The sequence below is a fragment of the Rothia nasimurium genome (assembly GCF_014217215.1).
Classification (GTDB): domain Bacteria; phylum Actinomycetota; class Actinomycetes; order Actinomycetales; family Micrococcaceae; genus Rothia; species Rothia avistercoris.
This window is the reverse complement of sequence record NZ_CP056080.1, coordinates 1,890,025-1,903,702: the sequence shown is the minus strand read 5'-3', so window position 1 is coordinate 1,903,702 and position 13,678 is coordinate 1,890,025. Positions and strand designations below refer to the sequence as shown.

Sequence of the window (13,678 nt, the reverse complement as noted above, 5' to 3'; positions counted from 1 at the left end):
GTTAGCAATCTGCGTTGTTGGGGAAATCGTGGGAAGCAATCTTCCATTCCCCGTTGTTTTCGACCAGAGTAAAAATGTTGAGTGAGCGGGGGAACTGGTTGGAGCTGACGGTGTTACCCGCAGCATCTACAACTTTGACTCCCGAGGAATCGAGGCAGACTTCCATGATTTTGGCTGCCTGGCCGTTGTACTCACCATCAGCGATGCGGGGGGTGCCCACGACGGTTGAGGTTCCCTCAACATGCCAGCCTGACTGGGCGTACTCGGTTGCGGTAGCAAGGTACTGGTCAAGGGCTGTGCCGGTGGCTGCCGCTTCAAGCTGTGCTGTGGTTTCTGCAGAGACGTAGCTTTCAACCGCGTTTTCGTTGGCTTGAACGCTTTCGGTATCGCTGGAAATTTCTTCCCCGGTGCTGTTTGCATCGCTGGACCCGGTAGCTGGTTCAATTCCGCCGAGCGCCCCTTGGATATCGGTGTAGAGCTGTTCTGCTGTTTGCACCTCTATGGTGTCTACGGCAGTTTCGCTGGCTTCGGCTAGAGCTTCGGAACCCGCGAAGTTTTCGGTGAGCGTTTCACCGGCGCTATTAGTGGCTTCGGCGGTTGCTGCACTGCTGGATGTGCTTTCTGAGGCTGCTCCGTTTTCGGTCGACGAGCCACAGGCAGCTAGGGCAAGAGTGGCGCTGGCGCACAGGGCAAGGACGCCGGTGCGCAGGCTGGGCGCGCGCAGGGCAGCAGAGAGGGGTGTCCCTAATTGTTTCATTAAGTCCCTAAAAGTTGTGGTGCGTGGTGGGGTAAAGCTCGCTGGTGCTCCGTGCGAAAGGGGTGGGGTTTTGCCAGAGTGCTTTACCGGTCATCTCATGCTACCGGTTGGTCCTCGGGTGGGTTAATAGCCTTAGGCGGAAAAGATGGGGTTGCTCGGTAGTAACTTATGGGGACAAGAATGGTTTTCCTCAAAAATACTATTGGTGTTTATCATACTTGTATTAGTTATTTCCTTGAATAGAGGCTTCTACCGTCTTTGCGGTTTAGCCCTTAGGGTAGTGAAGATGCCTGTGGGATAATAGAGCCTGCACCAACCGGCCTTACCCCAGGGGAGTGAAGATGTCACTGAGCGGCCTTGCCCAAGCCCTCACCCATGAGCCCAGCTATACCGCAATCATCACCCAGGCAGGTGCAGACCCCAAAGCCCGCCTCGATGAATTTCTGATTGGCTCTCCTGACGGGGCCAGGCCCTTTCTGCTTGCCGGCATAGCCCAGCAACTTGCCGCCCAGAACGAGCCGACCCCGCCCGTCCTGCTAGCTGTCACCGCTACCGACCGCGAAGCCGAAGACACCGTCACTGCCCTAGAATCGGTGCTAGAGCCTGGGCAGGCCCAGCTCTTCCCGGCCTGGGAAACCCTGCCCCATGAGCGCCTCTCCCCGCGAAGCGATACCGTGGGCCAGCGCCTAGCGGTCTTGCGCGCCCTCGCCGAGGGGGGTGCGTCCGCTCCCCGGGTGCTCGTTGCCCCTATCCGCTCGGTGCTGCAGCCCCTGGTCGCAGGCCTCGAAAAAATGCAGCCGGTGACCCTGCGGGTGGGCGAAGAACAAGACTTTGATGCCCTGATTAAATCTCTCGCGTCGGCCGCCTATTCCCGCGTTGACCTGGTGTCAAAGCGCGGAGAATTTGCCGTGCGCGGCGGCATTATCGATATTTTCTCACCGACCGCAGCTCACCCCGCCCGTATCGAATTCTTTGGGGACGAGGTCGAGAATATCCGCTGGTTCTCGGTTGCTGACCAGCGCACCCTGCCCGGCAAAGACCACCCCGCCGAGCTACTCGCCCCTCCCTGCCGCGAACTCCTGATTACCCCCAGCGTGATGAGTCGGGCAGCCCGCCTCAAGGGATCCTTTCCGGGCGCTGCCGCCATGCTCGAAAAAATTGCCGGTGGTATTTATATTGAGGGCATGGAGTCCCTGATTCCCCTGCTGGTTGACGATATGGTGACCCTGCTCGACCATCTGCCCCCGGGGTCTCTGCCCCTCATTATCGAGCCGGAAAAGGTACGCTCCCGCGCAACCGACCTGGTTGCCACCAACGAGGAGTTCCTGCTGGCGGCCTGGGATTCTGTCACCGACACTACGGACGCCCCCATCGACCTGGGTGCCAACGGCCCCGATGGTCTGAGCGCCGGTAGCTTCCGCACCATTGCCACCCTGCGAGAAACTGCCCTCGCAAAAGGCTTTGGCTGGTGGGCTATGACGGCCCTGGGCGTCGATGACGCCATTGATGACGGGATTGACTCGGTCCAGCTGGCTGCCCGCGCCCCCCATACCTACTCGGGCAACGTGACCGAGCTGCTGACAGAAGTTGGGAAGAAGGTAAAGGACGGCTGGCGGATTACCGTGGTCACCGATGGACCAGGCCCGCTCACCCGCCTGCTTGACCTTTTTCAGGAAGCTGAGATACCGGCGTCCCGCGTGGACAGCCTGACGAACCTTCCTGGGCCGGGCATCATCGAGATGACCACCGCCTCCATGGGGCGAGGCTTCATGATGGACGGCGAAAAGCTGGGTCTACTGACCGAGGCAGATATCCTGGGTCGCACCAGTCCCTACGCCACCCGCGACCTGCGCAGTGGCAAGCTACCGGTGCGCCGCCGAAAGAACGCGGTAGATCCCATGTCATTGAGCGCAGGGGACTATGTAGTGCACGAACAGCACGGTATCGGCCAGTTCGTGGAGCTGATTCAGCGCCCCATTGCCGGGGCAACCGTCATGCCCGGGCAGCCCAAGCCCATGAAGGAATACCTGGTGCTGGAGTACGCCCCCTCCAAACGGGGCGGGCCCAAGGACCGCCTTTTTGTGCCCTCGGACCAACTGGACCAGGTCTCTAACTACGTGGGCGGCGACGCCCCGGTGCTCTCAAAGATGGGTGGCTCCGACTGGGCTAAGACCAAGTCAAAGGCCCGTAAGGCCGTCAAGGAAATTGCTGCTGACCTGATTAAACTCTACTCAGCCCGGCAGGCCTCCCGCGGCCACGCCTTCGGGCCCGACACCCCCTGGCAGCGGGAACTGGAAGAAGCCTTCCCTTACAACGAAACCCCCGACCAGCTCTCGGCTATCAACGAGGTCAAGGCCGATATGGAGAAAGAAATCCCCATGGACCGCCTGATCTCGGGCGATGTGGGCTACGGCAAGACCGAAATCGCGGTACGTGCTGCCTTCAAGGCGGTGCAGGACGGCAAACAGGTGGCCGTCCTCGTTCCCACCACCCTGCTGGCCCAGCAGCACTACGAGACTTTCACTGAGCGTTTCTCGGGCTTCCCGGTCTCCATCAAGGTGCTCTCCCGCTTCCAGAAGGCTAAGGAGTCAGCTGAAATCGCTGAGGGCATTAAGAACGGGGCGGTCGATGTGGTCGTCGGTACCCACCGCATACTTTCCGAGTCGGTGGACTGGAAGGACCTGGGCCTGGTCATTATCGACGAGGAACAGCGCTTCGGCGTTGAGCACAAGGAAAAGCTCAAAACCATGCGCACCAACGTGGACGTGCTGGCCATGAGTGCAACCCCCATCCCGCGAACCCTGGAGATGTCCCTAACCGGCATCCGCGAGACGTCTACCCTTGCCACCCCGCCCGAGGAACGTCACCCCGTCCTCACCTTTGTCGGCCCTCGTACCGATAAGCAGATTACCGCCGCCATTCGCCGCGAACTCATGCGAGAGGGGCAGGTCTTTGTGGTTCACAACCGGGTCTCAACCATAGAAGAGACCGCCAACGAGATTCAAAAACTCGTTCCCGAGGCCCGCATCGCGGTGGCCCACGGGCGCATGAGCGAATCCCGCCTTGAAAAAATCATCGTGGACTTCTGGGAGAAGAAGTTCGATGTGCTCGTCTCAACTACCATTGTGGAGACCGGCCTGGATATCTCCAACGCCAATACCCTGATTGTGGACCAGGCCCAGAACTACGGCCTGTCCCAGCTCCACCAGCTGCGCGGACGCGTGGGGCGCGGCCGCGAGCGCGCCTATGCCTACTTCCTCTACCCGGCTGAGAAGGTGCTGACCGAGGTCGCCCACGAGCGTCTGAAGGCGGTGGCGACCCACAACGAACTGGGCGCCGGTATGCGCCTGGCCATGAAAGACCTAGAAATTCGCGGTGCCGGTAACCTGCTGGGCGGTGAACAATCGGGCCATATTGCCGGTGTTGGCTTTGACCTCTACCTGCGCCTGGTGGGGGAGGCCGTGGCTAACTTCCAGCACGGGGAGAAGGAAGAAGCTCCCGCTGAGATTAAGGTCGATCTGCCGGTCAACGCCCACATGCCGCACGACTACGTGAGTTCAGAGCGCCTGCGCCTGTCTGCCTATCGGCAGATTGCCCAGGCCCAGACCGCTGAAGAACTGGCAGAGGCCCGCGAGGAGCTGGTCGACCGATATGGTAACCCGCCAGCTCCCGTTGAAAACCTGTTTAAGGTTGCTGCCCTTCGCCAGCGTGCTCGCGCTGTGGGGCTGAGTGAAATTGTGGCGGTGGGCCCCAAAGTGCGTTTTTTCCCGGTCAATGATCTGCCGGAGTCCCGCCAGATGCGACTAGATCGCATGTACCCGGGTGCCCAGTACCGTCAGATTCCGGGTACCGAGAACTGGCAGATTCTGGTGCCCCGCCCCAAGACCTCCGCTGTTGGGGGTAAAGACCTGGTGGATGACGCCATGGTGGAGTGGACCGAGCAGTTCATCCATGCCATCTTCGAGGCCGGCGTCGCCGGTTCATAGCGCGGTAGATAGAAACAAGGGGCGGCCCACCTGAATAGGTGGGCCGCCCCTGAGCTTATAACAGCGTGCGTCTCTTTACTTGAGGTAAAGGTCTGCACCGCCGACGTGGTGCTTCTCGTTAGTCTTTGAGGGCAGGAACCACAGGGGGATGATGAAGGTGACGCCGTAGAGCAGAACAGCTACGGTCCACCAGCCCCAGCCGCCCTCGGGGTACATGCCCAGGGTGTAGAGGCAGCCCAGCAGCAGTACGAAGCAGAGAACGAAGAGGGCGATGTTTGAGCCCAGCTCCTTGGTGCCTGAGTACTGGGGGGTGCCGCTACGAGCGGGAGCGCCGGATTCCATCCCGAAGGATTCAACGTTGGAACGCTTCTCAGCGTCTGACTGAGCAGTGGTCTTAGCCATGGGGAAGTCCTTTTCGTGTGTGTACTTTATTACTCAGTATAGGTGCTGCCTCAGCGGTTCGCACCATATGACAGAGAAGAACCTAGCTTAGTAGCCGCCCTCTGCCGCTTCGCCGGCGCCGATGATGGCGATGCCCTTTGAAGCACCGATGCGGGTGGCGCCTGCTTCAATCATGGCGAGGGCTTCTTCGCGGGTGCGGACGCCGCCCGAGGCCTTCACACCCAGGTCAGGTCCAACGGTGGCGCGCATCAGGGCGATATCTTCGACGGTTGCGCCGGAGGACGAGTAGCCGGTGGAGGTCTTGACGAAATCGGCACCGGCTTCAACAGAGGCCTGGCAGGCCAGAACCTTCTGGTCGTCGGTTAGCTCGGAGGTCTCAATGATGACCTTGAGCAGGGCACCGCCGGCATGGGTAGCCTCGGCGACGGCCTTGATATCTGCCACCAGGGCGTCCTTCTTGCCTGCGCGGGCGTCGGCGATGTTGATGACCATATCGACCTCACGGGCGCCGGCCTCAACGGCGGTCTTGGCTTCGAAGGCCTTGACCTCGGTGGCGGAAGCGCCAAAGGGGAAGCCTACGACCACGCAGGGGACGGACGCTGACCCGGCCAACTCCTCGGCCAGCACGGGGGCCCAGACGGGGTTGGCGCAGACGGAGGCGAAGCCGTACTGCTTTGCTTCGGCGCAGAGGCGGCGGACGTCAGCCTCTGAGGCGGAAGGAGCCAGGATGGTGTGGTCAATCATGGCAGCCAGTTCGGCTGCTGAAAGTTCGAGAGTCATAGTGTTCTTCCTTGAAATCTTGGTTTGTTTAGAGGCCCAGGGCCGCTTTCATATCTGCCTTGAGCAGGGCCAGTTTGGTGCTAGCAACCTGGCGGGCATCGGCTACGGAACCGCTGACCGGTACGACCACTTCGAGATAGCACTTGAGCTTGGGCTCGGTGCCGGAGGGGCGCACAATCACGCGGGTGGAGTCCTCGGTGTAGTAGCGCATACCGTCGGTGGGCGGCAGGGTTTCGGTGCCCTCGGTGAGGTCTTCAACCGACACCACAGGGGATTCGGCGAGCTCTGCGGGCGGGTTAGCGCGCAGGCGCTTCATCATCGCCGGGATCAGGGCGAGGTCGTCGACACGGACAGAGAGCTGGTCGGTGGCGTAGAGGCCGTGCTCGGTGGCAAGCTCGTCGAGAAGCGCGGGGAAGGAAGAACCGGCGTCCTTAAGCTCCTGAGCATAATCGGCCATGACCAGGGCGGCTGAGATGCCGTCCTTGTCGCGCACCTGGGCGTGGTCTACACAGTAGCCCAGCGCTTCTTCGTAGCCGAAAGTCAGGTTATCGACGCGGGCAATCCACTTGAAGCCGGTCAGGGTTTCGTAGTGGGCTACCCCCGCAGCCTTAGCGATGGCCCCTGCCAGGCGGGAGGAAACAATCGAGTTGGCGAAGGTTGCACTTTCGGCGTCGGTGACGGACGCCAGCGCCCGGGTAGCTAGGATCGCACCGGTTTCGTCGCCGCGCAGCATCGCCCATGCACCGTCTCGCTTGACGGCGAAAGCCGCGCGGTCGGCGTCCGGGTCGTTGGCGATAATCAGGTCGGCATCAACCTTCTCGGCTAGGGCCATGGCAAGGTCGAGGGCGCCGGGCTCTTCGGGGTTGGGGAAGGCCACGGTCGAGAAGTTCGGGTCAGGATCTGCCTGCTCGGGCACCAGAGTGACGTTGGTGAAGCCGGCCTGACGCAGTACAGCCTCAGCGGTCTTACCGCCCACCCCGTGCATGGGGGTCAGAACGATCTTGAGGTCGCGTTCCTTCTGTTCGACCAGGGGAGTGACGCGGGCGATGTAGTCGGTAGCCACGCTCTCGGGCAGGACCGTCCAGCCGTCAGCGGCCAGTACCGGGGTTCCAACAGCGGCGATAGCGGCTGCGATATCCCCGTCGTAGGGAGGAATGATCTGGGCGCCGCGGGCACCGGGCTCAACGGCTGCTCCGCCCAGGTAGACCTTGTAGCCGTTGTCGTTAGGCGGGTTGTGGGAGGCGGTGACCATGACGCCAATTTCAGCCCCGTATTCGCGGGTCGCCCAGGCGGTCACAGGGGTGGGCAGGGCTGAGGGCATGAGGTGAACCTTAATACCGGCAGCGGTGAAGATAGCGGCGGTATCGAGGGCGAAGACGTCCGAATTCTTGCGGGCGTCAAAACCCACCACGGCAGAAATCTTCTCCCAGCCCTCGGCGGAGGCGCGCGCGGTGGCGTAGTCTGCCAGGCCCTGGGCGGCACGCTGAACGACGACGCGGTTCATGCGCATGGGGCCAGCACCCAGTTCGGCGCGCAGACCCGCGGTGCCGAACTGCAGGGTGCCAGAAAAACGGTCGGCCAAATCGGCGGTTGCGGCCTCATCGCCGGCCTCAACCTGGGCAATGATGCCCTCAAGCTGGGCTTTGGTTTCAGCGTCGGGGTCGATAGCGGCCCAGGCGCGGGCCTGTTCAAGAAGCTGTTGAGTATCTAGTGACATGGGGTTTCCTTGTGTGCTTAGAGGGCCGCAATAATATCTGCGAGCAGACGGGAAATGCGGGGGCCAGCAGCTTCGCCAGCTTCGATGACCTCGGCGTGGGACAGCGGGGTCTCCTGAATACCGGCAGCAAGGTTGGTAACCAGCGAGATGCCGAAGACCTCAAGACCCGCAGCGCGGGCGGCAATGGCTTCAAGAGCGGTGGACATGCCCACCAGGTCAGCACCCAGTACACCTGCCATCTTGACCTCGGCCGGGGTCTCGTAGTGGGGGCCGGGGAACTGCATGTAGACACCCTCCTGCAGTGAGGGGTCAATGCCGCGGGCAATCTCGCGGATGCGCGGGGAGTACAGGTCGGTCAGATCAACGAAGTGGGCACCGGTCAGCGGGGACGCCGAGGTGAAGTTCAGGTGGTCAGAAATCAGGACGGGTTCCCCGGCTGAGTAGGCGGGGTTCAGACCGCCGCAGCCGTTGGTGAGAATCATGGTGTCAGCGCCAGCTGCGGCTGCGGTGCGCACACCGTGGACGACGGCTTCAACGCCACGCCCCTCGTAGTAGTGGGTGCGGGAGCCAATAACCAGGGCTCGTTTACCGTTCTCAGTCAGAATAGAGGTCAGGGTACCGGGGTGGCCCACGACGGCAGCCTTGTGGAAACCGGGGACCTCGTCGGCAGAGAGCACGTGGGTGGCTTCGCCAATGAGGGAGGCAGCTTCGCCCCAGCCCGACCCCAGCGTCAGCGCTAGGTCGTGCTTCTCGACGCCGGTTTTCTCGGCAATGAACTCCGCGGCCTCACGGGCACGAACCAGTGCCGGGTGGTGAGGGTCAGCGGTGGAAACAGCGGAAATATTTGAATCATTCAACACCCTTCTACGGTACCAAACCTGCCCAGAGTTGAGCGTGAGTGCGATGTGCGACACAATAAAGGGGTGACTCTCAAAACAGACTACGCATCGCACAAAATTGTCATTCTCGGCGGTGGCCCCGGCGGTTATGAAGCCGCCCTGGTCGCTGCAAGCCACGGCGCCGACGTCACTATCATCGAAGATAAGGGCATGGGCGGTTCGGCCGTCCTCACCGACGTCGTACCCTCCAAAACCCTGATTGCCAGTGCGGACGCCCGCAACCGCTTCGGCAAGGCCCAGGAGCTCGCTATTTCGGTGGGCGATAATGACGCGCCGCCGCCCATTTCGGTTGACCTGGCCAAGGTGAATAAGCGCCTGATTGACCTGGCTCATCAGCAGTCCCACGATATTAAACGCACCCTTGAACGTAGCGGCGTCAAAGTGATTGATGGCCGCGGCAAGCTGGTGGACCGCCACACCGTGCAGGTGACCGATTCCAGCGGGCTGACCTATGACCTGACCACCGAGTTCATTATTTTGGCGGTGGGTACCCACCCCCGCGAGCTACCCACCGCTAAGCCGGACGGTAAGCGCATTCTCAACTGGACCCAGCTCTACTCACTTGAAGAGCTACCCGAAGATCTGATTGTGGTCGGGTCCGGTGTGACCGGTGCAGAGTTCGCCTCGGCCTACAACGGTTTGGGCTCGCGGGTTACCCTGATTTCCTCCCGTGACCGAGTGCTGCCCGGTGAGGACGAGGACGCCGCGACCGTCCTTGAAAATGTTTTTGAACGCAAGGGCGTGCGCGTTATGCCCCGCTCCCGCGCAGAAGCCGCCTGCTACAACGAGGCCGGTGACGGCGTCATTGTCACCCTGGGGGACGGACGCAAGGTGGCTGGCTCCCACGTACTGATTGCTGTTGGTTCGATTCCCAACACCGAAAATCTGGGTCTTGAGGACGCCGGGGTTGAGGTCAGCGAATCAGGGCATATTAATGTGGATCGCGTCTCCCGCACCAGCATCCCCAACATTTATGCGGCCGGTGACTGTACCGGGGTTTACCCGCTGGCCTCCGTGGCCGCCATGCAGGGCCGTGTCGCTGTGTCGCACATGCTGGGTGACATCGTCAAGCCCCTGCGCACCCACCAGGTTGCCGCCAATATCTTTACGGCCCCTGAAATTGCAACTGTCGGAGTGAGCCAGAGCGAAATTGAGTCGGGGAAGTACCAGGCCGATATGGTCATGCTGCCGCTGGCAACCAATCCGCGCGCCAAGATGATGGCGGTAGAGGATGGCTTTATCAAAATCTTTGCCCGCAAGCACTCTGGAACCGTCATTGGCGGTGTGGTGGTAGGCCCCCGCGCCTCAGAGCTGATCTTCCCGCTGTCGCTAGCTGTTGATAAGAAGCTGCACGTCGACGATATTGCTGAGACCTTTACGGTCTACCCCTCGCTGACCGGCTCTATCTCAGAAGCTGCGCGGCAGCTGCACATCATGCAGTAAGTGCGCCGCCCATAATAAAACCGCCCGTTCCTCTTGAAGGAGCGGGCGGTTTTGTGGTGCCTTGGCCCTATATGTGTATGGATGCTGTAGGCGGGTGGGGCGGGCTCGCGGCGAAGCTGCTGGCTCGGGGCTGGCGTGAATCGCTTGTGAGCGCTAGCGAACCGGCGAGAGGGTCGGCAGCGAGCGCGAGCCTGGCCTACCCTTGGTCTAAATCCTTAAACCTACTTAGTGCGGGCCATGGTGGTCAGGTCCACGTCGCGGGTTTCATGGGTGATCGCCATGAAGATTAGGGTGAGCAGACCTGCGCCGGCCAGGTAGAGGCCGACTGCGCCCACACCACCGTTGGCGTTCAGCCACACCGCTGCGTAGGGGGTCAGTGCTGCACCCAGGATGGATGCGACGTTGTAGCTGATACCTGAGGCGGTGTAGCGGACGTTGGTGGGGAAGAGTTCGGGCAGGTAGGCGCTCATGGAGCCGAAGGTCAGGCCCATGAGGGTCATGCCGATGGCCATGAAGAGGACGATGCGGCCGGTGTTGGCGTCCTCGCCGGTGCCGACGATGGAGGGGTCCATGAGGTAGCCGAAGGAGAGGCCGAAGATGATGATGGCGCCGGTGATGACGAGCTGGGAGGAGCGGCGGCCGTACTTGTCGGCTAGCCAGCCGGAGACCGGGACCATGGCGGCGAAGAAGAGAATGGTGATGAGCTGGATAACCAGGAATTCGCGGTAGGCGATGCCCAGGCCGCCTTTTTCTACCTTGCCGATGCCGAAGGAGAGGATCCAGGCGGTCATGAGGTAGAAGAGTACGTAGGTGGCGAGCATGATGAAGGTGCCCTGAATCATGGGCCACCAGGCTACCTTGAAGGCTTCAGCGAGCGGGGTCTTGACCTTTTCGTCTTTTTCGAGGGCCTGTTTGAAGACGGGGGTTTCTTCGAGCTTGAAGCGCACGTAGAGGCCGACTGCGACCATGACGATGGAGGCGATGAAGGGGATACGCCAGCCCCAGACGAGGAAGTTGTGGTCAATGGTGTCGCCGGCGGCGAGGGAGGTGAAACCCATGGCGACGGTGAGTAGCAGCATGAAGCCGTTGGCGAGAATGAAGCCGAACGGTGCGCCGAGCTGGGGCCACATGGCGGCGCGGGCGCGCTTACCTTCTTCGGCGTATTCGGTGGCCAGTAGGGCTGCGCCTGACCATTCGCCACCGAGGCCTAGGCCCTGGCAGAAGCGCAGGATGGTCAGCATGGCCGGTGCCCACAGGCCGATTTGGTAGTAGGTGGGGAGCAGGCCAATGAGGAAGGTGGCGATGCCCATGGTCAGGAGCGCGCCGACCAGGGTTGCCTTGCGGCCTACCTTGTCGCCGAAGTGGCCAAAGACGATGGAGCCGATGGGGCGGGCAATGAAGGCTGCGCCGAAGGTCGCCATAGAGGCAAGCAGCTTGGCGGTGTCGTCCTCGCCGGTGAAGAAGAGGGCAGGGAAGACGGCCACGGCGGCGGTGGCGTAGATGTAGAAGTCGTAGAACTCGATGGTGGTGCCGATGAGCGACGCCAGGATGACGCGGCTGCGGGGCACGGTCTGCTCAGTGGCAGAAGAGGACGCTGGGGTGGCGGTTGTGGTGCTCACAGGATCTCTCTGAGGGTGTGTGGAATATGTTGAACAGTTTTACTCTAAAACTGACGTTCTCTATGTGAAACTTCAATTCCACTATGTGAGCTTTTCTGTGGTGGGTGTAGGTGGCGCTGGATATAAACTAGGCCCCCTTCCCTAGTGGCAAGGGGGCCTGGCCTAGTTCGTGCGCGGTGCTTTTATTTGATGGTGGCGATAATAGCCCCGGCTGAGACGGTATCGCCTGCCTTGAGCTTGAGCCCGGTGACCTTGCCTGCCTTGTGGGCGGTGATGGGCTGCTCCATCTTCATGGCTTCCAGTACAACGATCAAATCGCCTTCGGCGACCTTGGCGCCGTCCTTGCTTGCAACCTTGACGATGGTGCCCTGCATGGGGCTGTTGAGTTCATTGCTGTTGGCAGAGCCGGACGCGCCCCCGCGGCTTGAGCGGGACTTGCGGGCCTTAGAGGCGGCAGCAGGCTTGGCGGTAGTACCACCTAGGGCGGGTAGAACAACTTCCATGCGCTTGCCATTGACCTCAACGGTAATCTTCTGGCGCTCTTCATCGGCCTCAGCCAGGGTGAGGGCACCGTCGTAGGGGGAAAGGGTGTTCTTGAACTCAGTTTCAATCCAGCGGGTATGAACAGCAAAGTCACCGCCGGGGGCAGGAGCGAAGGCAGGCTCATCGAGCACGGCGCGGTGGAAGTTGGCAACGGTGGGCATACCCTCGATGACCAGCTCGCCCAGGGCACGGCGGGCTCGCTGTAGGGCCTGGTCGCGGGTGGCGCCGGTGACGATGAGCTTAGCAATCATGGAGTCAAAGTTGCCGCTGACGGTATCACCTGCAATAACGCCGGAATCCCAGCGGACGCCCGGGCCGGTGGGTACAACCAGCTTATCGATGGTGCCGGGGGAGGGCATGAAGCTGCGGCCGGCGTCCTCACCGTTAATGCGGAACTCAAAGGAGTGGCCCCGCACCTCGGGGTCGGTGGCTTCGATGGTCTCACCGCGGGCGATGCGGAACTGCTCGCGCACCAGGTCAATGCCGGTGACCTCTTCGGAGACCGGGTGCTCAACCTGCAGGCGGGTGTTGACCTCGAGGAAGGAGATGGTGCCGTCGGTACCCACCAGGAATTCGCAGGTACCGGCGCCCTGGTAGCCTGCCTCGCGCAGGATAGCCTTGGACGCCTCGTACAGGCGCTCATTCTGCTCCTTGGTCAGGTAGGGGGCCGGGGCCTCTTCTACCAGCTTCTGGTTGCGGCGCTGCAAGGAGCAGTCGCGGGTCGAAACAACCACAACATTGCCGTGGGCGTCGGCCAGGCACTGGGTTTCAACGTGACGGGGGGAGTCAAGGAAGCGCTCAATGAAGCACTCGCCGCGGCCAAAAGCGGCGATAGCCTCACGGACAGCTGACTCGTAGAGATCCCCGATGCCCTCGCGCTCGCGGGCGACCTTGATGCCGCGCCCGCCGCCGCCAAAAGCTGCCTTGATAGCAACGGGCAGGCCGTACTCGTCCGCAAATTTTTCAACCTCAGCGGCACTCTTGACCGGGTCCTTGGTGCCGGGAACCAGCGGGGCACCGACCTTCTCGGCGATATGGCGGGCAGCTACCTTATCACCCAGGCGGTTGATGGACTCGGGGGAGGGGCCAATCCAGGTCAGACCGGCGTCGATGACCTGCTGAGCGAACTGGGCATTCTCAGAAAGAAAACCGTAGCCGGGGTGCACGGCGTCGGCACCTGAGCGCTTGGCAACCTCAAGTAGCTTGTCCATGACCAGGTAGGACTCCGCTGCGGTGGTGCCTCCCAGGGCATAGGACTCGTCAGCTAGCAGCACGTGCTGGGCCTCGCGGTCGGGGTCTGCATAGACGGCAACGGTTGAGATGCCCTCGTCCTGGGCAGCCCGGATGACGCGCACGGCAATCTCACCGCGGTTGGCAATCAGTACCTTGCTGACGGGGCCGGTGTGGCGACCCTTCACCGGGGTAAAGGTCTGGGCCAGGTCATTGTGTGCAGTCACTGTAAAGCTCCTCGGGTTGATGCGCCGTGCTGGCGTGCCGTTGCTGGCAGGTACGCATTGCTATGAGGCGCCGAG

At 61.7% G+C, this 13,678-nt stretch carries 9 protein-coding genes; 2 read left to right on the top strand and 7 right to left on the bottom strand.

Annotated elements, in window-relative coordinates; all coding sequences use genetic code 11:
- Nucleotide 1 precedes the first annotated feature (1 nt).
- Nucleotides 2–757 carry a hypothetical protein gene (locus HWU94_RS08640; RefSeq protein WP_185173364.1) on the bottom strand — a complete coding sequence of 252 codons (756 nt, stop codon included), beginning with the start codon at nucleotides 755–757 and terminating at the stop codon, nucleotides 2–4.
- A gap of 341 nt (nucleotides 758–1,098) precedes the next feature.
- On the opposite strand from HWU94_RS08640, the gene mfd reads away from it, so the two are divergent.
- Nucleotides 1,099–4,743, top strand: coding sequence for a transcription-repair coupling factor (gene mfd, locus HWU94_RS08635; protein WP_185173363.1), 3,645 nt, complete (start codon nucleotides 1,099–1,101; stop codon nucleotides 4,741–4,743).
- Between the two features lie 75 nt (nucleotides 4,744–4,818).
- On the opposite strand, the gene HWU94_RS08630 is transcribed toward mfd, so the two are convergent.
- From HWU94_RS08630 to HWU94_RS08615, 4 genes are all read right to left on the bottom strand, one after another.
- Nucleotides 4,819–5,145, bottom strand: coding sequence for a hypothetical protein (locus tag HWU94_RS08630; protein WP_185173362.1), 327 nt, complete (start codon nucleotides 5,143–5,145; stop codon nucleotides 4,819–4,821).
- Between the two features lie 87 nt (nucleotides 5,146–5,232).
- Complete coding sequence (deoC, locus tag HWU94_RS08625) at nucleotides 5,233–5,925, bottom strand: deoxyribose-phosphate aldolase (protein WP_185173361.1); 693 nt, start codon at nucleotides 5,923–5,925, stop codon at nucleotides 5,233–5,235.
- Nucleotides 5,926–5,953: 28 nt separating this feature from the next.
- Nucleotides 5,954–7,642, bottom strand: a complete 1,689-nt coding sequence (locus HWU94_RS08620; protein ID WP_185173360.1) for a phospho-sugar mutase — start codon at nucleotides 7,640–7,642, stop codon at nucleotides 5,954–5,956.
- A 17-nt stretch (nucleotides 7,643–7,659) separates the two neighbouring features.
- Nucleotides 7,660–8,445 (bottom strand): purine-nucleoside phosphorylase, encoded by a 786-nt coding sequence (locus tag HWU94_RS08615; RefSeq protein WP_185174835.1) that lies wholly within the window; start codon nucleotides 8,443–8,445, stop codon nucleotides 7,660–7,662.
- Between the two features lie 120 nt (nucleotides 8,446–8,565).
- Between HWU94_RS08615 and HWU94_RS08610 the strand changes: the two genes are divergently transcribed.
- Nucleotides 8,566–9,984 carry an NAD(P)H-quinone dehydrogenase gene (locus HWU94_RS08610; RefSeq protein ID WP_185173359.1) on the top strand — a complete coding sequence of 473 codons (1,419 nt, stop codon included), beginning with the start codon at nucleotides 8,566–8,568 and terminating at the stop codon, nucleotides 9,982–9,984.
- Between the two features lie 221 nt (nucleotides 9,985–10,205).
- Here HWU94_RS08610 and HWU94_RS08605 read toward each other — a convergent pair whose 3' ends face one another.
- Together HWU94_RS08605 and HWU94_RS08600 are read right to left on the bottom strand one after the other, a co-directional pair.
- Entirely contained in the window at nucleotides 10,206–11,603 is a 1,398-nt protein-coding gene (locus tag HWU94_RS08605) for an MFS transporter (protein WP_185173358.1), read from the bottom strand.
- Between the two features lie 182 nt (nucleotides 11,604–11,785).
- Nucleotides 11,786–13,603 carry a biotin carboxylase N-terminal domain-containing protein gene (locus tag HWU94_RS08600; RefSeq protein WP_185173357.1) on the bottom strand — a complete coding sequence of 606 codons (1,818 nt, stop codon included), beginning with the start codon at nucleotides 13,601–13,603 and terminating at the stop codon, nucleotides 11,786–11,788.
- Nucleotides 13,604–13,678: the final 75 nt, after the last annotated feature.